At 55.2% G+C, this 21434-nt stretch carries 26 protein-coding genes and 2 tRNA genes; 14 read left to right on the top strand and 14 right to left on the bottom strand.

What is annotated here, in order from left to right; all coding sequences use genetic code 11:
• The first annotated feature begins 53 nt into the window (after positions 1–53).
• Entirely contained in the window at positions 54–1193 is a 1140-nt protein-coding gene (locus GKR98_07995) for a hypothetical protein (protein QMU58141.1), read from the top strand.
• 6 nt (positions 1194–1199) lie between these two features.
• On the opposite strand, the gene GKR98_07990 is transcribed toward GKR98_07995, so the two are convergent.
• Together GKR98_07990 and GKR98_07985 are read right to left on the bottom strand one after the other, a co-directional pair.
• Positions 1200–1628, bottom strand: coding sequence for a hypothetical protein (locus tag GKR98_07990; GenBank protein QMU60022.1), 429 nt, complete (start codon positions 1626–1628; stop codon positions 1200–1202).
• Positions 1628–2053, bottom strand: coding sequence for a YeeE/YedE family protein (locus GKR98_07985; GenBank protein ID QMU58140.1), 426 nt, complete (start codon positions 2051–2053; stop codon positions 1628–1630). Before GKR98_07985 ends, GKR98_07990 begins: the two co-directional genes overlap by 1 nt.
• 263 nt (positions 2054–2316) lie before the next feature.
• On the opposite strand from GKR98_07985, the gene GKR98_07980 reads away from it, so the two are divergent.
• The 3 genes from GKR98_07980 (at position 2317) to GKR98_07970 (ending at position 5217) form a co-directional block, all read left to right on the top strand.
• Positions 2317–2634 (top strand): metalloregulator ArsR/SmtB family transcription factor, encoded by a 318-nt coding sequence (locus GKR98_07980; GenBank protein QMU60021.1) that lies wholly within the window; start codon positions 2317–2319, stop codon positions 2632–2634.
• A 155-nt stretch (positions 2635–2789) separates the two neighbouring features.
• On the top strand, positions 2790–3014 hold the full coding sequence (locus GKR98_07975; GenBank protein ID QMU58139.1) for a hypothetical protein: 225 nt from the start codon (positions 2790–2792) through the stop codon (positions 3012–3014).
• 139 nt (positions 3015–3153) lie between these two features.
• Positions 3154–5217, top strand: coding sequence for a hypothetical protein (locus GKR98_07970; GenBank protein QMU58138.1), 2064 nt, complete (start codon positions 3154–3156; stop codon positions 5215–5217).
• On the opposite strand, the gene GKR98_07965 is transcribed toward GKR98_07970, so the two are convergent.
• Positions 5214–5429, bottom strand: a complete 216-nt coding sequence (locus tag GKR98_07965; GenBank protein QMU58137.1) for a hypothetical protein — start codon at positions 5427–5429, stop codon at positions 5214–5216. The two genes, GKR98_07970 and GKR98_07965, sit on opposite strands and share 4 nt — an antisense overlap.
• Positions 5430–5564: 135 nt before the next feature.
• Here GKR98_07965 and GKR98_07960 point away from each other — a divergent pair, with 135 nt between their 5' ends.
• On the top strand, positions 5565–5822 hold the full coding sequence (locus tag GKR98_07960) for a DUF2312 domain-containing protein (GenBank protein QMU58136.1): 258 nt from the start codon (positions 5565–5567) through the stop codon (positions 5820–5822).
• 72 nt (positions 5823–5894) lie between these two features.
• Here the strand turns inward: GKR98_07960 and GKR98_07955 are convergent, their stop codons facing one another.
• Complete coding sequence (locus GKR98_07955; protein QMU58135.1) at positions 5895–6773, bottom strand: hypothetical protein; 879 nt, start codon at positions 6771–6773, stop codon at positions 5895–5897.
• A 92-nt stretch (positions 6774–6865) separates the two neighbouring features.
• Here GKR98_07955 and GKR98_07950 point away from each other — a divergent pair, with 92 nt between their 5' ends.
• Together GKR98_07950 and GKR98_07945 are read left to right on the top strand one after the other, a co-directional pair.
• Positions 6866–8527, top strand: a complete 1662-nt coding sequence (locus GKR98_07950) for an ABC transporter permease subunit (protein QMU58134.1) — start codon at positions 6866–6868, stop codon at positions 8525–8527.
• A gap of 47 nt (positions 8528–8574) precedes the next feature.
• Positions 8575–8650: transfer RNA gene (locus GKR98_07945), tRNA-Thr, on the top strand.
• 407 nt (positions 8651–9057) lie between these two features.
• Here the strand turns inward: GKR98_07945 and GKR98_07940 are convergent.
• Positions 9058–9636, bottom strand: coding sequence for a hypothetical protein (locus GKR98_07940; GenBank protein QMU58133.1), 579 nt, complete (start codon positions 9634–9636; stop codon positions 9058–9060).
• A 45-nt stretch (positions 9637–9681) separates the two neighbouring features.
• Positions 9682–10497, bottom strand: coding sequence for an isochorismatase family protein (locus GKR98_07935; GenBank protein ID QMU58132.1), 816 nt, complete (start codon positions 10495–10497; stop codon positions 9682–9684).
• Between the two features lie 134 nt (positions 10498–10631).
• Here GKR98_07935 and GKR98_07930 point away from each other — a divergent pair, with 134 nt between their 5' ends.
• Positions 10632–11537: a helix-turn-helix domain-containing protein gene (locus tag GKR98_07930; GenBank protein ID QMU58131.1), complete on the top strand. Its 906-nt coding sequence runs from the start codon at positions 10632–10634 to the stop codon at positions 11535–11537.
• A 306-nt stretch (positions 11538–11843) separates the two neighbouring features.
• Here the strand turns inward: GKR98_07930 and GKR98_07925 are convergent, their stop codons facing one another.
• Complete coding sequence (locus GKR98_07925) at positions 11844–12623, bottom strand: helix-turn-helix domain-containing protein (GenBank protein ID QMU58130.1); 780 nt, start codon at positions 12621–12623, stop codon at positions 11844–11846.
• 79 nt (positions 12624–12702) lie between these two features.
• The gene (locus GKR98_07920) at positions 12703–13269 is read right to left on the bottom strand and encodes an ABC transporter permease subunit (protein ID QMU58129.1); all 567 of its coding nucleotides are present in this window, start codon (positions 13267–13269) and stop codon (positions 12703–12705) included.
• Between GKR98_07920 and GKR98_07915 the strand changes: the two genes are divergently transcribed.
• The 3 genes from GKR98_07915 (at position 13189) to GKR98_07905 (ending at position 15672) form a co-directional block, all read left to right on the top strand.
• A protein-coding gene (locus GKR98_07915) for an IS3 family transposase (protein QMU58128.1) occupies positions 13189–14540 on the top strand; the annotation gives its coding sequence in 2 pieces (ribosomal slippage) (positions 13189–13524 and positions 13527–14540; 1350 coding nt in all). The genes GKR98_07920 and GKR98_07915 overlap by 81 nt on opposite strands.
• Positions 14518–14853: a hypothetical protein gene (locus tag GKR98_07910; GenBank protein QMU58127.1), complete on the top strand. Its 336-nt coding sequence runs from the start codon at positions 14518–14520 to the stop codon at positions 14851–14853. Before GKR98_07915 ends, GKR98_07910 begins: the two co-directional genes overlap by 23 nt.
• Before the next feature lie 27 nt (positions 14854–14880).
• Positions 14881–15672, top strand: a complete 792-nt coding sequence (locus tag GKR98_07905; protein ID QMU58126.1) for a hypothetical protein — start codon at positions 14881–14883, stop codon at positions 15670–15672.
• A gap of 324 nt (positions 15673–15996) precedes the next feature.
• Here the strand turns inward: GKR98_07905 and GKR98_07900 are convergent.
• Positions 15997–16080: transfer RNA gene (locus GKR98_07900), tRNA-Tyr, on the bottom strand.
• A 171-nt stretch (positions 16081–16251) separates the two neighbouring features.
• On the opposite strand from GKR98_07900, the gene rlmB reads away from it, so the two are divergent.
• The 3 genes from rlmB (at position 16252) to GKR98_07885 (ending at position 17943) form a co-directional block, all read left to right on the top strand.
• Positions 16252–17028 carry a 23S rRNA (guanosine(2251)-2'-O)-methyltransferase RlmB gene (gene rlmB, locus GKR98_07895; GenBank protein QMU58125.1) on the top strand — a complete coding sequence of 259 codons (777 nt, stop codon included), beginning with the start codon at positions 16252–16254 and terminating at the stop codon, positions 17026–17028.
• A 9-nt stretch (positions 17029–17037) separates the two neighbouring features.
• Positions 17038–17361, top strand: a complete 324-nt coding sequence (locus GKR98_07890; GenBank protein ID QMU58124.1) for a hypothetical protein — start codon at positions 17038–17040, stop codon at positions 17359–17361.
• A 120-nt stretch (positions 17362–17481) separates the two neighbouring features.
• Positions 17482–17943 (top strand): YHS domain-containing protein, encoded by a 462-nt coding sequence (locus GKR98_07885; protein ID QMU58123.1) that lies wholly within the window; start codon positions 17482–17484, stop codon positions 17941–17943.
• A 233-nt stretch (positions 17944–18176) separates the two neighbouring features.
• Here GKR98_07885 and GKR98_07880 read toward each other — a convergent pair whose 3' ends face one another.
• The 5 genes from GKR98_07880 to GKR98_07860 all read right to left on the bottom strand — a co-directional run bounded on the left by GKR98_07880 (position 18177) and on the right by GKR98_07860 (position 21389).
• On the bottom strand, positions 18177–18491 hold the full coding sequence (locus tag GKR98_07880; GenBank protein ID QMU58122.1) for a phosphoribosyl-ATP diphosphatase: 315 nt from the start codon (positions 18489–18491) through the stop codon (positions 18177–18179).
• Entirely contained in the window at positions 18488–19249 is a 762-nt protein-coding gene (hisF, locus tag GKR98_07875; GenBank protein ID QMU58121.1) for an imidazole glycerol phosphate synthase subunit HisF, read from the bottom strand. Before hisF ends, GKR98_07880 begins: the two co-directional genes overlap by 4 nt.
• A 169-nt stretch (positions 19250–19418) precedes the next feature.
• Positions 19419–20138, bottom strand: coding sequence for a 1-(5-phosphoribosyl)-5-[(5-phosphoribosylamino)methylideneamino]imidazole-4-carboxamide isomerase (gene hisA, locus GKR98_07870; protein ID QMU58120.1), 720 nt, complete (start codon positions 20136–20138; stop codon positions 19419–19421).
• A gap of 200 nt (positions 20139–20338) precedes the next feature.
• Positions 20339–20698, bottom strand: a complete 360-nt coding sequence (locus GKR98_07865) for a hypothetical protein (GenBank protein QMU58119.1) — start codon at positions 20696–20698, stop codon at positions 20339–20341.
• A complete protein-coding gene (locus GKR98_07860) occupies positions 20685–21389 on the bottom strand; it encodes a DUF599 family protein (protein QMU58118.1) in 705 nt (234 codons plus the stop codon). Before GKR98_07860 ends, GKR98_07865 begins: the two co-directional genes overlap by 14 nt.
• Positions 21390–21434 lie beyond the last annotated feature (45 nt).

The raw sequence follows: 21434 nt of genomic DNA, 5'->3' as shown, positions 1-21434 counted from the left end.
TAACCAAAACCGGGCAAAATGCGGAAATGACGGAATTTGCACGGGTTTTTTGAATGGCGGATGGCAAACGCAATGCCCCATTGCGCGGTCGGGTGGTTTCTGCGCGCCCTGTGCGATTGGCAGGCGATGGTGACATCGAAAAGATGTTGCGCGTGGAATTCCCGCGCATCGCAGATCAGCTATTGGCGTTGGAGGCTGACATTCAGGCGGTGGCGTTTGAAGCAACCGACAAAGCAGGTTTGGTTTCGCGATTGAGTGAAACGGATTTGGTCTGTTTGATTGATCGTCAGGACGCAGATACCGGATTGATGGTGGTGGACTGTGCGATGCTGGCTGGGTTGATCGAGGTGCAAACGCTTGGTCAGATTTCCAACGCTCCACCAAAAGAACGTGTGCCGACGCGCACCGACGCGGTAATTGTCAGCGAAATTCTGGATCAATGGCTGCTGGCGGCCAGCAAGATTGCACGAGAACAGGATGTGGCTGAAAGTTTGATCATCCTGGATTACGAACGTCAGCCGGGAGCGCTCGGCCTGCGTGCGGTCGAACTAACGCTGGACCCTGGTGACTATCGAAGTCTGCGAGTTACGTTTGCGTTGGGCGGTGGTGCCAAAATCGGCGCGCTGACCTATTTTGTGCCCAAGTCGGGGGATGGCGCACGCATTGGCGATCAGCAGAGTCTGGGCGATCAGCTGCAGCCGCATTTGCTGACGGCTCCGGTAGAGTTGGACGTGACTCTGACGCGGTTGGTGCGTCCGTTGGACAAGGTGATGCAGTTTGAAGTTGGGCAGGTCCTTCCCATCCTGCCCGAAGATCTGACGCGCGTTCAGGTCGAGGCATTTGGACAGGATAATCCCATTGCGACAGGGCGTTTGGGTCAAGTGAACGGGTTCAGGGCGGTTCGGCTGACCCAGAAAGAGGGCGAAGAGTTCGTCGGCCAGACTGTGGTTCAGGCGGGCGCAGGTTTGGGCGTGCCCATATCACCGAAGGGTGGACACAACATTGATGCGACACCCAACGGTTTGTCAGTCGATGAAGCTGCTGGTTCTGTAGAGGGGGCGCCTGACCTCCCGGACTTGCCGGGAGGTCTGGATTTGTCACCTCCGGGGATTGAACCGGAAGGGCTGCCGGACTTGCCAGAACTTCCCGATTTGCCGGACCTGCCTGATCTTCCTAACTTGCCAGTAGGCTGACCGCACTTAAGTCGCAGCAACCATGAGTCGTGAGTGAATGGTTGGGGTCGCGAGCATACCTGCAAGCATTGCCAGCAAAAAGATCAGACCGCTGGAGCCGCCCCATGTCAGAGATGCCATAGCAGGCCCCGGACACAGACCGACCATGCCCCATCCGGCCCCGAAAAGAAGCGAACCGACAATGATGTTGCGTCCGACTTTCGGTTCGGGATTGGCGGGAAAACTGCCGCCGAGCACCGGTGCCTGGCGCCGCTTTGCGATCTGCCAGGCGACCGCCATGGGCAGAATTGCCCCACCCAGCACAAAGGCCAGTGTGGGATCCCATTCGCCAAAGAAATCAAGCCAGCCAATGACTTTCTGCGTGTTAGTCATGCCCGAGACATAAAGACCAACACCGAATAGCCCACCGGCCATGAGAGCATATAAATTTCGCATCATATCCACCCCATGATGTGGCGCAGGAACACGACTGTTATCGCGCCCGCCAACAAATAGAAGACGGTGGCCACGATGCCACGCAGGCTGAAGCGAGAGATGCCACATACGCCATGGCCTGAGGTGCAACCATTTGCCAGTCGCGTGCCGACGCCAACAAAGAGACCCGCCAGAACCAGCAACACGATGTTATCCGTAGCAAAAGTTTCGGAACCGCCCCGAAGTGCAACCAGAATGGCAGGCACAAGAACCAAACCGGCCAGGAACGACGATCGCTCGGCGCGTGATTCTCGACCGCTTCGGTCGACAAGCCCGCCAACGATGCCCGAGGCGCCCATGATACGCCCATTTAAAAGGAGATACAGGGCAGCCGCCGAGCCAATCATTAGGCCCCCGGCAAGTCCCCAAGCCCAATCTAAGTGCATAGGAAAACTCCGTTAAAAATCCCGTCTAATTCTTTGTTCAACCGGGTGTGTGGACCGGTCGCCGCAGGGCGATGCCGCGTCAATTCAGAATATTTGTTGCTGTGGGTCATGGTGTTAAGGGAACTCGTTTCAAAATTATATTGTTGTTCATTCACTGCTAAGTTGAGCCGTTGTGATCAACCTGTCGGCATAGTAACATAGGGTATAACTTAGATATTCCAAGTTTGATATATATTATGAACCAATTAATGGACGAAATCGCAATGAAAGACGTTGCTGGCATCTCACACGAGGCGATGGCCGACGCTGCAAGCGAGGCGGCTGTTCACATGCGTGCACTTTCGAATCCGTCGCGTTTGTTGTTGCTTTGCCAGCTTGTCGAAGGCGAAGAGAGTGTTGGCGAACTGGAACTGGCTCTTAATCTTGGCCAGGCTTATGTCTCGCAACAGCTTGCTCGCCTACGCTCTGAAGGGTTGGTATCTGCCGAAAGGGACGGTCGAACCGTGCGCTATTCTCTGGCCGATTCGCGTGTCGTTCCGGTCTTGATGGTGCTCTATGAACAATTTTGTAGCCCCTCATAGTTCATCAAAACGCATAGATTCGTCACAAAATTTAAGCGAATCGTAAATACATTCGGAACTTAACCGAGGTGGCCACGAAATTTCGTGGCGAATAAATGATCGACGACAAAAATCTCTTCGGGGGGCAAGGGGCCGAAGCCTTTAGGGAGGACATCATGAAGACTGTAATTGTGCGACCGACGAACTGGACTGACGAAGTTGGCGAACTGGTTGATTCACTATTGGCGGATCCGTCCAAGGCGGATCACGTTAAGGCGCGATTGCGCCGGAAAATGGGGCAGCCGGAGACAAACCGCGAGCATGAATCCCATTCAGTTCGGAATACGGCTGACGCCACTGCTGTCGATGACGACGAAATGTGGGATAATGTGCCTGTCTGAATTTGCAGGTTTTACTTTGTCGGCAGCCATTGCTCTGATCAATGTAATGGGCAACACTTTGTGAAATCGCGCCGCCGAATTCTTGTGTTTTCTACGGTTTGGCGTAGAGGTTTAAAGAGCTCGGGCAGGCGGGAAAGATATGAAAGAACTGGCGGATAACGCCGACTCCACGCCGGACAAGGTCACGGTCGTTACCATCTCGAACCCGCCAACGAGGGCGCTGGTTCCACGTGTTCGTTCTGCATTGAAGCAGAAGCTGCGGACCGCTTTGGACGACGGTGATTGTCGTGCGATCGTTATTGCCGGCGAAGCTGGGACTTTTGCCATTGGAACGGGTCTGGATGCAATTGCCGACAGTGAGGACGGCGCGCCAGATCTAGGAGACCTTTGCGATTTTATCGAAGACATGGACAAGCCCGTTGTTGCTGCAATTACAGGGCCGGCTTTGGGCAATGGATTGGAATTGGCGCTTGCTGCACATTCACGGGTTGGCGGTGCGGATGTAAAGCTGGGCGCGCCTGAGATAACAATTGGATTGGTTCCAGGTGCCGGTGGCACGCAGCGGCTGCCGAAAGTGATCGGTGGATTGGCTGCCTTGCGCTTGCTTCTAAGTGGACGCGCCGTAAATGGGAAATCTGCCGCGAAAATAGGGCTGCTTGATGCATTGGCTGAAGGCAACGTTATCGAAGCGGCAAAGGTTCAAGCATTGAAATTGGCCGAATCCGGCTTTGCATCACTGCGAAGCTCGAAGCGGCGGGACAGATTGGGTGACGGTGGCGCATTTTTAGAGGCTGTTGCCGAGCACCGGCGCGTTGCTGAAGCGTCAGCTTTGGATGCGCCGCTGCGGATGATCGAATGCGTCGAGGCGGCATTGCTTCTGCCTTATGATGTTGGCCGTGGCCTGGAGATGTCGGCTTTTGAGGATTTGGTTGTTTCCGATCACTCGCAGGCGCTGCGGCACGTCTTTGGTGCCGAACGGCGTTTGATTGCAGCTTCGCGCAGCGAAGGGCGCGTGCCATCGCGTCCTTTGAATGTAGTTGGATTGGTCGGTGCGCGAGGGATTGGCAGCGAGATTGCCGTGGCCTGTCTGGATGCGGGTTTTTCCGTGACGGTCGCCGAGCGAAGCGACGAAGCACTTGAGTCCGGCGTGACCCGGATTATTGAACATTACGATGCCATGCTGGCCGCTGGTAAGATGAGGGAAGATCAGGTCGAGTCCACGCTGGACCGTTTGAACGCGGTTTGCGGATTTCGTACTTTGGCGAACGTCGATGTGGTGATTGACCCCGGACCGACGATTTCGAAATCGCTGGTGTCGGAACTGGATGGGGTGATGAAAGCCGGGGCCGTTTTTGCCACTGGCACCGAAGCTGTCGATGTGGCCACGCTGGCGGCGGTCACCCGACGCCCGTCGGACGTGGTTGGGTTTCGCATGTATTCCGGGTTCCGCCAGAACCGCCTGGCCGAAATTATTCCTGGCGAAGCCACAGGGACACGCGCGCTTGCCACTGCGCGGGCGCTGGCCCGAAAACTTGACCGGATGGTGGTCACAACGGGACCGGGGCCAGCTGGAATTGGACAGCGTATTGCCGAGGCATTGCACGCGGCGGCCGATATCTGTGTGGAAGAGGGTGCCCGTATCGCGCAAGTTGATGCTGCACTTCAGGACTGGGGGCTGCCGCTGGGTTCGTTTGCCTGGCGCGATAGTGTGGGTCTGGTGCGCAGTCGTCGACGCACGGACGACGCCGATCTGGCTGCGTTACTGGCTGAAACCGGACGTATGGGCCGGGTGAATGGCAAGGGCTTTTATCTTTATCGGCAACGCGGGCGCAAAGGTGTCGAAGATCCGGATGTTGAAGCGTTGATGGACGCCGAGCGGCGGCGCAAGGGCGTGAATGCGCGGCAGGTCTCGGATGGGGACATTCGCATGCGGTGTGTTTCAGCCATGGCCGGGGCCGGTGCGCATATGCTGGCTGATGGCACGGCGTCGACACCCAGCGACATTGATTTGGTTGCCATTCATGGTCTGGGGTTTGCCCGTCGAACCGGCGGCGTCATGTTCGCTGCCGACTTAATGGGGCTGGTATCTGTGCGGGATATGTTGATGGCTTTGTCTCGCGATAATGCACGGCTGTCACCGCCATCGCCGATATTCCAGGATTTGATCCGTGCTGAAAAGGGGTTTGCGGCGCTTGGTGGCTAGGACAGGAAAATGCCCAGAACCACGCACATTAATCCAATCGCCGAGATGCCCAGAGCGGCCATGTTCAATGCCACGACCTTTTGCAGTCTGGTCTGGAGCGCAGCTCCCTCCAGGCCTTCTTTTTTTGCCTTGAGCGCAATGAGCACACAGTAAACCAGACCGGCAACACCCAGCAGCGCCAATGCAGTCCCTACCCAGATCAAGATTTCCACGAGCGTTCAGTCCTTTGATCGAAAATCCCACGGGGTCTCGCCTAAACCGCACAACCAAGCGCTGCAAGCCCTTGCAGCCGCAAGAGGGGGCAGTTAGTCGTCGCCGGTGTGTTTCGCAATTGAGGGCCTTAGAACATGAACGACAGCGTCATCGACAATTCTTACCGTGTGACAGCAGACGAATTGCGCCAGTTTATCGAGCGGTTTGAGCGTCTTGAGGCGGAAAAGCGTGACATCGCGGACCAACAGAAAGAAGTCATGGCTGAAGCCAAGGGGCGCGGCTATGATACCAAGGTCATGCGCAAGGTGATTGCGCTTAGAAAACGCGACAAGGATGATATCGCCGAAGAAGAGGCGGTCTTGGATATGTATAAAGAGGCTTTGGGGATGTAAGAGGGGCTTTGCCCCCGGCGCTTTCGCACCTCCCCCAAAGTATTTTTAGACAGAAGAAGCCTGGAAGGCGGTTCAGGGTTCGATGAATGTCACCCGGGGAAGAGCGGCAATGCGCGTGACATCTTCGTCATAATAGGCGGTGAGGTCGGTGCAGAGTTTGTCCGACCAATCCAGCAGAGGAGTATCCGGTGTTGTGTCCTCGGCTTTTTCGCGGACATGGGCTTCAAGGAAGGCCGCGATGGCCTTTCTTCGTCGGGACTCGGTCAGGTCGCTATGCCCTTCGACAAAAGATTTCAGCCGGTCGACACCAACTGGTGTCATCATCGCCTCCGCCATGTCATAGGCGCCTTCAAGGGTTGTGTAGGGATCGTGTGCCGTCAATTCGCGCAGAATTTCGCTCCAGATATAAGGGGCATCTTCGTGGCACCACACTGTGAGACGAGTGTCTGGATTGGCTTCCAGAATATCGGCAACGACGTCTGACCAGCGAAGTGTAAAGGGCGAAAGCTCGGTCAGTGTTTCTTGCTGTTCGACGTCGTTTAGCCCGGCAAGAATATCGGGAACCAGGAGGGCCGGGTTGCGGATGGCAATGGCAAATTCGACATCGTGGTTTGGAAAGCAATTTCGCAGCCATGCTGACTTGGCTGCCTTGGGATAAAGTCCGTCCGCGCCCAGTGCGACTTTGGATCGGCACAGGAAGTTCTCGCTGGATAAGATAATGCGATCGGCGCTGTCGTCGTCGCAGACCACTTCCATCAACATCGCTTCGGTGTCTTCGCTGGCAGGTTCGCCGCGCAAGGTTGTAGAAGCGTCGCCGAGCAATTCGCGATAGCGTCCGGGACCCGGGACCAAAATGCCTTCGCTGGAAAGCGGTCCGCGGTTGCGCAATATAGATTTGATCAATAGCCCGTCGTCGGTGCAGTGCGCGCCGAGATGGAATAGGTTCTGCATGGGTCTCAGCTGCTCCGCCGCTCACATCTTTTGCCGCAGCCTAGCGCTGGTCGCTGGACAGGGAAAGACGTTTCGCGCTAGGGCGGGGTGTGATGACCGACGAAAAGACTCAAGTAACGCCTAAGCACTGGTCCGCGCCCTCGATCTGGTCCTGGGGGACAGCGGTCATTGCTGCTTTGGTTCTAATGCCGATTGTGTCTGTTCTTTGGATTGCCGCGCATCCCAGCGAAAATATCTGGCCGCACCTGCTGGCAACGACGTTACCGCGCTATTTGGGCAATACATTGGTGGTGATGCTATCGGTGGCCTGTCTGTCGGCCGTGATCGGGTCTGTCAGCGCCTGGCTGGTGGTGATGTATCGTTTTCCCGGAGTGCGGTGGTTAGAGTGGCTGCTTTTGATGCCGTTGGCCGTGCCGGGGTATCTGGGCGCTTATGCTCTGGTGGATTTCCTTGAGTTTTCCGGCCCGGTTCAGACGGCGATGCGAAGTTTATTTGGCTGGGAAAGTGCCCGCGACTATCTGTTTCCGGACATTCGATCCCGGGGCGGGGCGATCTTTGTTTTGACGGCATCGCTGTATCCATATGTCTATCTTTTGGCGCGCGCCGGTTTTCGCGAACAATCGGGCAGTGCCCACGAGGTAGCGCGCGCTCTTGGGGCCGGGGGCCTGCGGCAGTTCCTGCGCGTTGGTGTGCCCCTGGCGCGACCAACCATTGTTGCCGGAGTTGCCATCGTCATGATGGAAACGGTCAATGACTTTGGCACCGTCGATTTCTTTGGTGTCCAGACCCTGACCACCGGCATATTTTCGGTTTGGCTGGATGGCGGAAACGCGGGCGGCGCCGCACAGATTGCCAGCCTGATCCTGACGATCATTCTGGTTTTGGTTGCGTTTGAACGAATTGGCCGCCGTAAGGCACGTTTCTATCGTGCGATACGGGTTGATCGAGTGCCTGTGCGCCAGACTCTGAACGGAGCTGGGGCCTGGGCTGCGACAGTGCTGTGTTTGGTGCCGGTGTTGGCAGGGTTTGCATTGCCAATTCTGGTCTTAGGATACCACACGTTAAGCCGCCCGGAACGTTGGTTTGCGCCGGGCCTTGTCGATGCTTTGATCAATACCGTATTTGTCGGCGGCGCGGCGGCTTTATTGACCGTCGTTGCGGCTGTTTTCCTGGTCTATGGGGCGCGTCTGTCGGGGCGACGATTGCCGTCGCAACTGCTTCCGGTCACCACCATTGGATATGCTGCGCCTGGCGCGGTCTTGGCGCTGGGCTTGCTGATCCCACTGGCGGCGTTCGATAACCAGGTTGCTGATGCGGTTTTGGGCATGACAGGCTGGGACCCCGGGTTGTTTTTGACGGGCGGGACCATCGTGCTGATCTATGCCTATGGGGTGCGGTTTTTCGCCGTCGCGCAAGGCACTGTGGACGCGGCAATGGGACGTGTGGCGCCGGGGCTGCCACTTGCGGCGCGCACACTGGGGCAGACGGCGCGCGGAACCTTGTGGAGGGTCTATTTACCCCTGATGCGCGGCTCGCTGGCGACGGCTTTGCTGTTGGTTTTTGTTGATTGTGTCAAAGAATTGCCGGCAACTCTTTTGCTGCGGCCCTTTAATTTCAACACCCTTGCAACGCGCGCATATGAGCAGGCCAGCCTTGAGAAAATCGCCGATGCCGCGCCGCCGGCATTCATGGTTATCCTGGTCAGCTTGGTGGCTGTTGCGCTGGTTGCCAGATCAATGTTGCGCCGGGTTTAATCAAGGGACTTGCGTTGATGCGCGGAAGGTCTTAGAGGAACCCGCGTGCCCCTATAGCTCAGCTGGTAGAGCAACTGATTTGTAATCAGTAGGTCCGCGGTTCGAGTCCGTGTGGGGGCACCACTAATTATTAAAAAATTGTACTAATTCAATTATTTAACTGATATTGATCTACAAGGATCCACCTGTACACCCACCCCTTATCTATTATCTCCTAGTGGAAGTCTGGTTGTTCTGCGTGTTCGGTGAACCTTGTATTGATCGGGTTGGGCGGAAAGCGGACATTGAACGCCGGACAAGATTGCGGCGACACGGCCAGTCAAAGGAGACTTTCGCTGCGCTGGCGAAGACCGGCACTTGATGGATGACGCAGTGTGGAACAAATCAGCCGTTTTTCAAATGAATAGCTAATCTTCGATTTCAGTTCATCTCGTCTCAAAAAATGAAGCACCGGGACAAATCTCGGTGCTTCTTCAACTTTTTAGTATTTTGCCAAGAGGTCAGTATCGCAGTTAATGCGATGCAATTGGCTACGCGCCTTGCAAATCAACCACGAAGAGACAGTCGAACATCATCTTCTCGCCACCAGCTCGGATCATACCGGACAGGCGCGCCTTGCCAGACATGTCAGAGAAGTCACCAGTAGTGGCAATAACATTATCAACTGTGGGGAATCCGCCGGTGATATGTGAGCGCGCTCCATCCCCTGATCCCCAGCCATCGATGAAGGAGGGCAGACTGGTTGCGCCCATGGAAACGATTGTTCCTCCGGGAAGCATGAAAATCGAAACGCCGGTTAGTGTCAGTCCGCCATTTTCATCCGGCGTGATGTCGGCCAAACAGTCAATTCCCCGACCTAGTTTGAGTTTGGTTGTCGGGTCGATGACATCCATTTCGTGACATGCGAAATCCGTCAGCGCAAACCCAACATCTTGCGCGCTTAGCGAGATGCCGACACGGGCGGAAACATCCGCCAGGTTTCCAACCTGTTCGCCTTCTCCGTACATCTGCAATACCAAGGACGTGTTGGATGAAGCTGTTGATATTGTTGGTGAAAGTACAATTCCGAGACCAACAGCGACTGTGGTGAAAAGTTTTGCAAGTTTCATAGTATCTTACTCCGTAGTTTTGTTAATTCATCTCAGATGCGTGCATCAGCTCAGCATCGAAACCACTTCATCCGTTGTCCAAAGCGCGTTGGCGATGTAGCGGAAGTTGGTTAGTGCAGCGAGGTAGCCGTCGCCTTCCGGAAGCATCGCAGCTGCCGTTCCGTCTTTGACAACTGCCACTTCGAAACCCTGCTCCAGTAATTCGCGAAGATGGCTTTCGGTACACAGGTTTGCCGACATTCCAGCCAGGATCACCTGATCAATACCGTTCTTGCGCAGCTGCAGAGCAAGGTCGTTGTGCTCTGGGCCGTAGAGTTTGTGGGGTGAGGAAACGATCGTTTTACCGTCATGGATATAGGGTTTGTATTGCTCCAGGAAATCGGCGCCTGAACCTTCGAACCCTTCAAGGCTTAACGGATCTGCGCGATCGAACATGCCAATCTTGTGCATCAGTTTTTCGAGAGCGCCTTCAAATTTCCAGCCCTTGTCAGTCGGATAGTAGTAGTGGGGCGAGACTGCGACAGTAATGTCCGCCGCCTTAGCCGCCTTGAAAAGGCTTTCGATATTGGCAACGGTATTGTTACTTTCGACACTGGCGCCAACAACACCCCAAGTTACGCCTTCCGGACTGAGAAAATCGTTCTGCGGATCGGTGATTACAAGCGCAACCCGCGATTTATCTATTACCATATCGCTCGCGGGCAGCGCGGGATTGGCCGGATCTGCATAGGGATTATCCTGTGCCTGCGCGGCCGAGCCAGCGATGGTTGCAGCGGCTGTTGCACCAACTGCGGCGGTCCCTGCAATGGCCTGCCGTCGGGTGAATTTCGGGTTGTCGTCAGGACTGTGGTTATTACACATATCTTCCCTCCTTTGGTTAAGTGGTCACCAAGGTTAGACATGGGTCTTGTGCCTTTTCGTCCTGAAGATGTAACATTTACTGCGCTCACGGTTTTGTGATGCACCCAAACATCCAAACGTGCCAGATTGCGAACATGCTGAAACCTCACAATCACGTTTTGAGTGAACTGGATATCCAGGCAGAACCATTTGCGGTCTGTTCGCTGGAAGGTGCCTGCGATCTGAACTTGGGAAAACGACCCGAGGCCGTATGGCATTACGTCCTGGCTGGAACCGGAAAGCTGAAGATCCACGCCATGGCCGATGTCGCGCTGCGTTCGGGACGGGTTGTCTTAGTGCCCGCCGGGAGCCGGCACAGCTTGGTGAATGATGGCCTATCTGATGCCAGCGCAAGAATCGATGTCACGTCTGACTTGGAGCTGGAGCGCTTGGTTGCCAAAGGCGAAGGCAACGGAAAAATGATTGTACTGTGCGGCGCAGTTACCTTAGGTATTCGCAATATCAACGGTCTGGTCAATTTGTTGCGTTCACCACTTTTTTTAGACGTCGAAAAGTCCTCGATAGCGGAGCGGGCAGTGCTGGGCATCATTGATGAAGTCACAGGACGTCGCACCGGAAGCCAAGCTATGGTGCGTCTTATGCTTTTGCAGTGCGTTTTCGAGATATTGCGCAAACGCCTCGAGGCCGGAGACCCTGCACTTATCTGGTTGACCGGATTGGCCGATCCAAATCTGTGGCAGGCTTTGCGGGCAATGTTGGATGATCCCGGGAGAAAGCATTCACTTGAAAGGTTAGCTGAATTCGCGGGTATGAGCCGGTCGCGTTTCGCGGAACAGTTCAGCAACGCCTATGGTCAGGCGCCAATGTCATTTCTGCGAGAACTGCGTATGGCGCGAGCCAGTCAAATGTTGCTCGACGGGAATGAACCAGTCAAAAAGATTGCTCAAAGACTTGGGTTTCAAAGCCGAAGCGCCTTTACGAGGGCATTCACCGAATTCTGTGGACAATCACCCCGCGCCTTTCGTTCGCCTGATAGCTAACACCGTGATGGTCGCAATTATCTCGGTTTATCGCTACATGACGAGAGACAACTTTGAGCACATCGCTGTCCTGTCTTGTCGCACTGTTCAGGCTAATGTACGCGATGAGCCGATGTTTCGAACAGGCCTTAGCTGCCGTTCGACTGAACTTGCAGTTTCTGCGGCGCGGCGCTTCAAGTCGGATGAAATAAAGTCGCCGAAAATAATCCATATTATGGGATCGAAATAGTATACGGGACTAGTCAGCTAAACACAGCGCCCGAAATTCAATCTCAAGTACTTTGGAATCCCACGCTCAAAAAGTGACTATGGGTTCCCAACAAAGTTGACAGTTAGCTTGGCCGCAATCGAGCGCGCTGCGTTGACGGTCAGCCTCCCAATTTCACTTTCTGTTAAATTTGAGAACTGTTTGGCAGGCGTAGAAACACCTATTGCCGCAATTGAGTTGCCTTGCCTATCCGTGATGGCGGCAGCGACGCTTAGGGTTTGCTCTCTGAATTCGCAACGGTCGCGCGCATACCCGCGTTTTTGAGTGCCAAAGACATCGCGTTCGAGCTCGGCCAAAGTGGTCAGTGTTTGTGTTGTATATCTAGGGAGGGGTTCGACTATCATACCACGGATGTTATCGAAATCTGCTGCAAGCAGCGCTTTTCCCACTGCAACGCAGTGGATAGGTGCAATACCTCCAACTGAATTCCACGATGGAACCGGAATTCGGCCTTCAAGCTTATCTATGTAAACCACATTAATGCCTTCGCGCACCGCCAAATAGACTGACGCGTCAGTACTGCGAGAAAGCAATAGCATATCGCTTGCAGCCTGCGAGCGAACGTCGAGACTATCGGCCCACCGGCAACCAATTTGCCAGAACCGGGCCGTCGCTGAATACAGCCTGCTTTGATCGTGTTTCACATACCCCATATCTACAAGCGTCTGTAAAATGCGGAACGTGTTTGACTTTGACAGCTTTAGGTTCCTGGCAATCTCGGTCACGCCTTTGGGCGCTCCAACGTCCACGAGATACTCCGCGATCATGATCCCTTTCGTGAGCGTCTTGTCGCGATTGATAGTGGACGTTGGTGTCATGAAAGCGGCCCCTCTGTGGTTTCAGGGCCTAGTCCAATTAAACACACACTGTGCACCTCACGGTTGAGAACTCTGGCAGCTAGCGTTGATCTGACCGGGCGAGCCGAGCTTCTAGACTGGCGCCATAGCGCGAGAGACTTAGCGAGAACACGAAGAATATGATGCCAATGAATATATAGACTTCTTCGGCTGCGATACCCCACTCGGCGGTCCCAAAAGCGGCAGCGCCAGAGGCCAATACTTCGAAAAACCCGATTATGACGATAAGCGGCGTTTCAAGGAAAATTATGACGATTTGATTGATTGTCGATGGCAGAGTTACCTTGAATGCCTGTGGCAGAATAATGCGGCTCATCCTTTGGATAAAGTTCAATCCAAGGGCCTTGGCAGCTTCGTCTTGCCCTGCAGGAAGACTCATAATCCCGCCCCGGATAATCTCAGCCTGATAGCAACTGACGTAGAACGTGAAGCCAGCGATGTGTCTGAAGTCAGCGCCTATGGGTCCAATTAGGTTAATTTGATAAGAGAGTTTTGTTGGCTCATCGTAACCACTGAGGAGTGGGACATGAGACAGACAACTGGAATTCGCAGGAGCCCCGGCGAGAAGATCGTCAAAGAGATCAAGCGCGTGACGCGCAAACAGTATTCGTCAGAAGAGAAGATCCGGATCGTGCTGGATGGCTTGCGTGGCGAAGACAGCATTGCTGAGTTGTGCCGTCGTGAGGGAATATCTCAAGGTATCTACTACAAATGGTCCAAGGACTTCATGGAAGCTGGCAAACGGCGGCTTGCTGGAGATACGGCGCGTGCGGCTACGACCGACGAAGTCAAGGACCTGCGCCGCGAAGCCCGAGACCTGAAGGAGGTCGTTGCCGAGCAAACACTGGAACTGCGTCTTCTCAAAAAAAGCATGACCGGCGGTGGGGGCGACCAAGAATGAGGTATGCTGCATCTGAGAAGTTGGAGATCATCCGGCTTGTTGAGGGGTCGCATTTGTCTGCTCGTCGAACATTGGCAAAGCTGGGCATCCCCCGCACCACATTTTACCGTTGGTATGATCGGTATCGGCAGCGCGGCGACGCTGGCCTTGTGGATCAAGCGCCTAAGCCCAGACATGTCTGGAACCGCATCCCCGACGAAGTCCGGCGCAAGGTCGTCAAGCTGGCGCTGCAGGAGACGGAGCTGTCGCCGCGCGAACTGGCAGTGACGTTCACGGATCGGGAGCGCTACTTCGTCTCGGAATCTTCAGTCTATCGGGCCCTGAAGGCCCACGATCTGATCACCAGCCCGGCCTTTATCGTGCTCAAGGCGGCAAACGAGTTCAAAGACAAGACCACTGCGATCAACCAGCTTTGGCAAACCGACTTCACCTATCTCAAAGTGCTTGGCTGGGGCTGGTTCTATCTCAGCACAATCCTGGACGACTACAGCCGCTACATCATCTCGTGGAAACTCTGCACGAACATGCGGGCAGAGGACGTGACGGACACCCTGGATTTGGCGCTACAAGCATCAGGGTGCGATCAGGTTCACGTCATCCACAAACCCCGCCTCCTCAGCGACAACGGGTCCAGTTACGTCTCTGGCGATCTGGCTGAATGGCTGCAGGACAAAGGCATGAAGCATTCTCGGGGCGCACCATATCATCCCCAGACACAGGGCAAGATCGAGAGGTGGCATCAAACCCTGAAGAACCGCATCCTATTGGAGAACTACTTCCTTCCGGGAGACCTCGAAACTCAGATCGAAGCCTTCGTCGATCACTACAATCACAAGCGCTACCACGAGAGCCTGAACAACGTCACACCCGCCGACGTCTACTTCGGGCGTGACAAAGCCATTCTAAGACAACGGGAAAGGATCAAACGAAAGACGCTCGAAGCGCGGCGCTTGCATCACAGACAGCGCGCCGCATAATAACATCAACCAGACGAGCCAAACTCTTTACTTGTTTAAGCAACTCTTGGTTCCCAAAACCCTGACGACGGACAGTGTTCCGCTGGGGTACGATGTGATCGACAAAGAGCTTGTGGTGAATGTGGATGAAGCTGCTGCCATCCGGACCATCTTTGCTGAATACCTGTCCTCGGGATCGGTACGCCAATTGTCCGCGCGGCTGGATGCGTTGGGGAACGTCAGCAAACAACGAACCAATCGGCTTGGAAAGGTTAGTGGCGGTACATTCTTCTCGCGCAGTGCGCTCTACAACATTCTGCGCAACCCAATTTAAATCGGCAAGGTTCGTCACAAGGAGGAGATGCACGAAGGGTTGCATGAGGCAGTCATCGATGAGGCCACTTGGAAGTTGGTTCAAACCCAATTGGCGGATCATGGCGGCAAGACAATCAATGCGGTTCGACGGCCAGCGAAGCGTCTTCTGGTTGGGGTTCTGTTTGATGCCAAAGGTCGAGCGATGCGAACGACTTACGCCAGTAAGTCAATCCTCACTGATGGCGCAGTCCGGACGAAGCGATACTGGTATTACACAACCACAGCGTCCGGTTCGGAAGACAAAACAGAGATTGAGCGCTTGTCTGCGAAGGAGATCGAGCGAGTTGTGATGAATGCGCTGAAAGAGCGGCTGGCCGATAAGCGCTGGTTGTCTAATCAAGTCAGCAGCCACGAGAGCGAAGGAAGTTTGGCCGAAATCTTACAGGCAATTAAAAGGCTTCGATTGGCATCGGATGCAACAGAGGGCGATGTTCTGGCGCAAAACTTCCTGAGCATTATGGATCGGATCGACGCGCAACGAGATCGGTTAATCGTCTCGCTGAACCTCGCGGCGCTCGCAGAACCTGATGCTGCTCATACTCCAATACCCGCAACCTTCGAGATCCCGTTCCAAAAACGTCAGAGTGGCTGCGCCAAGCCGATCATCATTGCAGCCGAAAATTCCCCGCAGCAAGATCAGGATCTCATTGGACTTGTCGCCGATGCAAAACGATGGGCCCGAGAACTCTTGGAGGGAAGGGCGTCGTCGATTCAGCAGATCACGGAATGCGAGGGTCTGCGCAGTGGTTCTGTCAGCCGCATTCTACCGCTGGCCTGACTAGCGCCAGACATCTCAACCGCTATTCTGGAAGGTCGCCAGCGATCCACTCTCAACGCGAAAACACCACGCGCACTCCCCGATCTGCCTTTGGATTGGGCTGAGCAGCGTCGCGTCCTTGGATTTGCGCAACTTTGAGTTCGTATTGACCAATTCAAGACCTAACGCGTAAATGGCTCGCTGAGACATTCCCTAAAACAACGCCGAAAGCGCTGATATCAGAGATGATTCATGAGGTTTCAGGCGCCCCACACCCCGCTAACTCACGGAAATATAATCACTATTTCGCACGTGCGCAATATCGTCAGTTTTACAGAGATTAAATGGTGGGCGACCCTGGAATCGAACCAGGCGTGCGTCTCCGCGAGGGAGTTACAGTCCCCTGCCACACCTTGCGGCCTGTCGCCCACTGCGGACCAGACGTCTGGTCCGCGCGGTCAGATATCCCTGTGCCAGCGGTTGGTCAACATAAAAAACGCGTAGCCATAACGGTGCAATCCTGTCGCTCTAGCGGCGCTTCAGGCTTGTTTTCCGGGGCCTGCCGCTTCAAGACTGCTCAGAAGTTCAGGAGCAGTCGCTATGAAGAAGCCACCGTGGGTCATCGAAAAGGAAAAAGCGCGCCGCGTGGCAGCGTCCGAGACTATTTGGTTGTTCGGTCTTCACGCGGTTCGCGATGCACTTCTGAACCCTGCGCGGGAAAAGGTTCGTCTGGTTGTGACCCGCAATGCCGCAGACCGACTAGGAGATGCGATCGTTGCGGGTGGGTTGGAGCCTGAGGTGGCTGACCCTCGAAAGTTTCCGGTGAAGTTCGAAGCGGGAACTGTGCATCAGGGCGCGGCGTTGGAAGTTAAGACACTGAACTGGGGAAATGAAATCGATCTTCTGGCCGACGTTGGGCCGAGCGGCATTGTTTTGTGTCTGGATCGGGTGACGGATCCCCATAATGTCGGTGCCATCTTACGCTCAGCTGAAGTCTTTGGTGCTAGGGCCGTGATTGCGACGGCACGTCACGCTGCGCCGGAAACCGGAGCTCTGGCCAAAACCGCGTCGGGGGCGCTTGAGCGGCAGCCCTACCTTCGAGTGCGTAATCTGGCGTCAACCATGGTTGCGCTTGGTCAGGCCGGGTTTGTGCTTGTGGGCTTGGACGGTGAAGCAGAGCAAACTCTGGACGCTGCATTGTCCTCCGCAGGAGGCCGGCCACTTGCGCTAGTGTTGGGAGCAGAAGGGCCTGGTCTGCGCGACAAAACCAAAGAGACTTGCGATATTTTGGCCAGAATCCCGTTTGCCGGTCAGTTTGGGTCGCTGAACGTTTCAAATGCTGCTGCGGTCTCCTTGTATGCTGCACAGCGCCGCTAAAGGGAATTCATGCCAGCTCCGACTAAAATTGCGACTTGTTGTTACTGTGGGACGCGTGCTGCGCTGGTACTGACGGGCAAAACGCGTCATGAACTGGCATGCTCAAACTGTGGAGCACCATTGCATGAGCTAAAAATGCTAAGAGTAGAAACGCGCGGAGATCGTGAATTAGTGCCTCCGTCGCGTATCCGCAAGAAAAGCCGAAAAACCAAGGGACACAGGGCCCCAAAAAAACAAAAGCGACGTCAAAGTGGCCTTGGAGATTATTTCATGTCGCGTGCGGCAGAGGCTGCAGATGACATTTTGGACGATATTCTGGATATATTCGATTAGATTTTGTAACAATTATCACGGGCTGAAGGGCGCAGGATCACATGGGCGCGAAGGCACTTTCACAACAACCATCACCGCGCCATCTTCCTTGCAGACAGATAGAACCAAGGATTTGACCTGATGTTGACACGCCGCTCTTTCATACTTGCCACGGCCGCCGCCATTCCTGCCGTTACATTACTGCCAACGACCGCCTTTGCCGCCAAGCCACCCGTTTTTGCCACCAGTGGAGTCGCAATAAATGGGTATGACCCTGTGGCATATTTCACCATGGAAGAACCCGTAAAAGGCGATGCCGCATTTTCGTCAGAGTGGAATGGAGCAACCGTTCAGTTTGCTTCAGCAGAGAACAAGAGCATGTTTGATGCCAACCCAGATAAATATGCACCGCTGTATGGCGGATATTGTGCCTATGCGGTTTCAAAGGGCTATACAGCGACCACAGACCCGGCGGCCTGGTCGGTATTTGAGGACAAGTTGTATTTGAATTTCTCGAAATCCGTGCGTGCATTGTGGAGCGTCAGGAAGCGCAGCCATATCTCCGCGGCCAATGCCAATTGGCCATCAGTTTTGCAGGCGTAGCTGCACACCAATTAAAGGGGTGTTCACATGTTTGCGACATTCTCTTTTCAGCGGGATCTTCAATGCCCATCTGAATAAGGTGACGCGAGTTCGGAACACTCGGGTCGCAATTCACTGTCCCTCGTTCCGTTACTGGCGCCCGGACTTCTGTCTCGGGCGTCTTTTTCCATTTACAGATCGCTGGCCGAATGGAGATCTCGTGGCCGAAAATTGTAGGAAGTTCGAGAGGCGCGTCAGGTGTCTCGGGAAGCCTTTTCAGCAATCCCCGATTGGCCCTCACGGCCTTCCAGTTCTGCAATGATATCTTCCAGGGTCAAGTCGCGCGTCGCCAGCATGACCAATAAATGGTAGACGACGTCGGCAGCTTCGGACGTAAGGCGCGCCCGGTCACCTTTGATGGCCTCGATGATCGCCTCGACGGCTTCTTCTCCAAACTTCCCGGCAGCGATTTCCGGGCCGGCCGACAAAAGTTTTGCGGTCCACGATGTGTCAGGTGACGCAGATTTTCGAGCCTGTATGGTCTGTGACAGGCGTTCGAGTGAATTCATGACAGCCTCACGTTTATTCCGGCATTCGCCATATGTGTCTTAGCCTGACCAATGGTGTAATCGCCAAAATGGAAAATAGATGCAGCAAGAACGGCGCTTGCTCCACCCTCGGTTACCCCTTCGACGAGGTGGTCCAGTGTCCCCACACCCCCACTTGCGATGACAGGAACGGAAACCGCATCAGAAACGGCACGGGTCAGCGGCAGGTTGAAACCGGCACGGGTTCCGTCGCGATCCATGGACGTCAGCAGTATCTCTCCGGCGCCCATGGCCACAACGGTGTTTGCGAATTCGATTGCATCAATTCCGGTAGCGCGGCGACCGCCGTGGGTGAAAATCTCCCATCGTCCAGGTTCTACGGTCTTCGCATCAATAGCCACGACAATGCATTGGCTGCCAAATCTTTCGGCAGCCTGTGAAACGACTTCCGGATTTGCGACAGCAGCCGAATTGAAGCTAACTTTATCAGCACCGGCCAGAAGCAACTTCCGGACATCATCAACGGTGCGAACTCCGCCGCCGATCGTTAGGGGCATAAAGCATTGTTCAGCCGTACGCGTAGCCAGCTCATACATTGTTCCACGATTCTCGTGGGTTGCCTTGATGTCGAGGAAGCACAATTCGTCTGCCCCGGCAGCATTATAGGCAATGGCGGCCTCGACCGGATCGCCCGCATCGATCAGATCGACGAAATTGACGCCTTTGACAACGCGCCCGTCGGCGACATCGAGGCAGGGGATGATGCGGGTCTTCAACATGGGCCGTCTTTAGCGCGGTTGGGGACGGTTATCCAGCGGAACACTGACGCGGGCGAAAACTGGGATCTGGGTTCAGGGGTGTTCAGTATACACTAGGAAAGGGTGCGTTGCGGATATTTGGCGAAGTAAGGATTTTCGATTGAATATCAATGGTGTCGCGGCAATGCGATCAGCGATCCAGGAAGGCAAGCGCCTCGGCCAGGTCAATCGCGCCATCGTATAAGGCGCGGCCCGAGATGGCGCCGGAGATGACGTTGGTTTCTTTCAACTGCGAAAGATCGGTCATTGAGGACACGCCGCCGGAAGCGATGACCGGGATATCAACCGCGCGAGCCAGCCCTTCGGTCGCCGTGATATTCGGACCCGCCATAGCACCATCGCGATTGATGTCAGTATAGATAATGGCGGCGATACCTGCGTCTTCAAAAGAGCGTGCAAGGTCAGTGACTTGCACTTCGGTATCTTCGGCCCAGCCGCGGGTTGCGACATAGCCGTTGCGGGCGTCGAGGCCTATGGCGACTTGGCCCGGGAAGGCCTTGGCGGCTTCGTGGACGAGGGTTGGGTCTTCGACGGCGACGGTCCCGAGGATGACGCGGGCGAGGCCTTTGGACAGCCACATCTCGATTGTGGCCATGTCACGGATACCGCCGCCAAGCTGGGCCGGTACTGTGAGGGTGTCCAGAATGCTTTCAACCGCGTCGCCGTTTACCGGTTTGCCCGCAAAAGCGCCGTTCAGATCGACCAGGTGAACCCATTTTGCACCAGCAGTTTCAAAGGCTTGAGCCTGAGCTGCGGGATTGTCACTGAACACGGTCGCAGCGTCCATTTCACCCTTCAAAAGCCGAACGCACTGGCCGTCTTTGAGGTCAATTGCAGGGTAAAGGATCATCGGTTCTTCCCGTTTTAAGGTGCGGGCACCTTCTGCCTTTGGCGGATGCAAAGGGCAAGGGCGATGTTGAGAAATGGGATTTTCCCGGCATCGGTATCGCGTCGGTATGACGTCGGTATTACGTCGGTGCGCATCGAACGGTCGGTTAGGGCGGTGTTAACGCCTTAGATGGCGTTCCGGGGTCGGACGCCACTGATCCGTTAGCGATCTAGGATCAGTGTATACCGTTCCATTGCCCAGCCGTCAGTATTGGTGCTGGCTTCGATGAAGACCTGGGCCATATCAGCGGGGATCTCGATGCCGGACTGCGACCGGGTGAAGGGTTGTTCGTTGACGTGAGGGTGAAAAAGTGTGCGGGTGCCCAAAATCGTGCCATCCTCGGTAACAACGCGCCAACCGTCGGCGTAATCGTCCCAGCCGGCGTCGCCATGGCGAAGGGTGACCGAGACAGTCCATGCGTTGCCGCTGGCTGTGGCAGTTGCGTTCTCGATCTTGGCAGGATCGGCGATGGCAGGTGTCGCAGCGAGGGTTGCGATCAGGGCGAGTTTAATCCGGGTCATTGGCCATTTCACTTTCCAGAAGGGCGCGGCGGGCGCCGGACATGAACTCGCGTTCCAGCATGAAGGCGACGGTGAGGAGGGTGGTAATAAAGAGCGGGACAGGGCCGAGAAGCCAGGCAATAGTGCCAAGGGCGAAATAGATAGAGCGCAGGCCGCGGTTGAAGTTGAGGGTTGAGCGTTTGTTAAGTTCGCCTGCTTGCCGCGAACGCAAACTGGCGTTGGGGTCGTTGGGAATTGCCGCCAGCATGACCGAGGCGTAGGCATACATGCGGTTTGACCACGCGAATCGCAGGAAGGCGTGGGTCAGGAACAGGACGACCACGATCAGCTTCATTTGCCACACGATGATGGGGACTTCCTGTGCGGTCAGTTCTTGCGCGACGCCTTGCAGCGGATCGGTGTTGCCGATGAGGGCGAGGACGGCGCCAAGTGCGAACAGTGACGTTGTGGCGAAAAAGGCGGTGCCCTGACGCAAGCTGGCGATGATCTGGGCATCAAAGATGCGCACATCACGGTTCAGAGCCTCGACCATCCATTCCTTGCGATACTGGTCCATCAAGACGCTGGTCGAGGGCCGCGCGGCGGGCGGGTTTTCGATAACCCAGCCGATGATCAGCCAGCAAGCGCCGAGAAAGAGCGCGGCGGCGATATCGAGGGAAGTAAAAAGGGCGAGGCGGTCAAATATCGTCATGGGCGCAGACTATGCTGCGGTGTCATCTTGCGTTAGTCAATAATT

Source organism: Boseongicola sp. (assembly GCA_014075275.1).
Classification (GTDB): domain Bacteria; phylum Pseudomonadota; class Alphaproteobacteria; order Rhodobacterales; family Rhodobacteraceae.
The sequence above is the reverse complement of the archived record's forward strand: the minus strand, read 5'-3'. Positions and strand labels throughout refer to the sequence as shown.

Bases quoted from the DNA above. Each gene is read 5' to 3' on its own strand.
- GKR98_07950 (QMU58134.1), top strand. From the start codon at position 6,866: ATGACCGACGAAAAGACTCAAGTAACGCCTAAGCACTGGTCCGCGCCC.
- GKR98_07975 (QMU58139.1), top strand. From the start codon at position 2,790: ATGAAGACTGTAATTGTGCGACCGACGAACTGGACTGACGAAGTTGGC.
- GKR98_07890 (QMU58124.1), top strand. From the start codon at position 17,038: ATGCCAGCTCCGACTAAAATTGCGACTTGTTGTTACTGTGGGACGCGT.
- rlmB (QMU58125.1), top strand. From the start codon at position 16,252: ATGAAGAAGCCACCGTGGGTCATCGAAAAGGAAAAAGCGCGCCGCGTG.
- GKR98_07940 (QMU58133.1), bottom strand. From the start codon at position 9,636: ATGAAACTTGCAAAACTTTTCACCACAGTCGCTGTTGGTCTCGGAATT.
- GKR98_07905 (QMU58126.1), top strand. From the start codon at position 14,881: ATGCACGAAGGGTTGCATGAGGCAGTCATCGATGAGGCCACTTGGAAG.
- GKR98_07995 (QMU58141.1), top strand. From the start codon at position 54: ATGGCGGATGGCAAACGCAATGCCCCATTGCGCGGTCGGGTGGTTTCT.
- GKR98_07885 (QMU58123.1), top strand. From the start codon at position 17,482: ATGTTGACACGCCGCTCTTTCATACTTGCCACGGCCGCCGCCATTCCT.
- GKR98_07970 (QMU58138.1), top strand. From the start codon at position 3,154: ATGAAAGAACTGGCGGATAACGCCGACTCCACGCCGGACAAGGTCACG.
- GKR98_07865 (QMU58119.1), bottom strand. From the start codon at position 20,698: ATGACCCGGATTAAACTCGCCCTGATCGCAACCCTCGCTGCGACACCT.
- GKR98_07960 (QMU58136.1), top strand. From the start codon at position 5,565: ATGAACGACAGCGTCATCGACAATTCTTACCGTGTGACAGCAGACGAA.
- GKR98_07990 (QMU60022.1), bottom strand. From the start codon at position 1,628: ATGCGAAATTTATATGCTCTCATGGCCGGTGGGCTATTCGGTGTTGGT.
- GKR98_07955 (QMU58135.1), bottom strand. From the start codon at position 6,773: ATGCAGAACCTATTCCATCTCGGCGCGCACTGCACCGACGACGGGCTA.
- hisA (QMU58120.1), bottom strand. From the start codon at position 20,138: ATGATCCTTTACCCTGCAATTGACCTCAAAGACGGCCAGTGCGTTCGG.
- GKR98_07860 (QMU58118.1), bottom strand. From the start codon at position 21,389: ATGACGATATTTGACCGCCTCGCCCTTTTTACTTCCCTCGATATCGCC.
- GKR98_07925 (QMU58130.1), bottom strand. From the start codon at position 12,623: ATGACACCAACGTCCACTATCAATCGCGACAAGACGCTCACGAAAGGG.
- GKR98_07935 (QMU58132.1), bottom strand. From the start codon at position 10,497: ATGTGTAATAACCACAGTCCTGACGACAACCCGAAATTCACCCGACGG.
- GKR98_07980 (QMU60021.1), top strand. From the start codon at position 2,317: ATGAAAGACGTTGCTGGCATCTCACACGAGGCGATGGCCGACGCTGCA.
- GKR98_07880 (QMU58122.1), bottom strand. From the start codon at position 18,491: ATGAATTCACTCGAACGCCTGTCACAGACCATACAGGCTCGAAAATCT.
- GKR98_07985 (QMU58140.1), bottom strand. From the start codon at position 2,053: ATGCACTTAGATTGGGCTTGGGGACTTGCCGGGGGCCTAATGATTGGC.
- hisF (QMU58121.1), bottom strand. From the start codon at position 19,249: ATGTTGAAGACCCGCATCATCCCCTGCCTCGATGTCGCCGACGGGCGC.
- GKR98_07930 (QMU58131.1), top strand. From the start codon at position 10,632: ATGCTGAAACCTCACAATCACGTTTTGAGTGAACTGGATATCCAGGCA.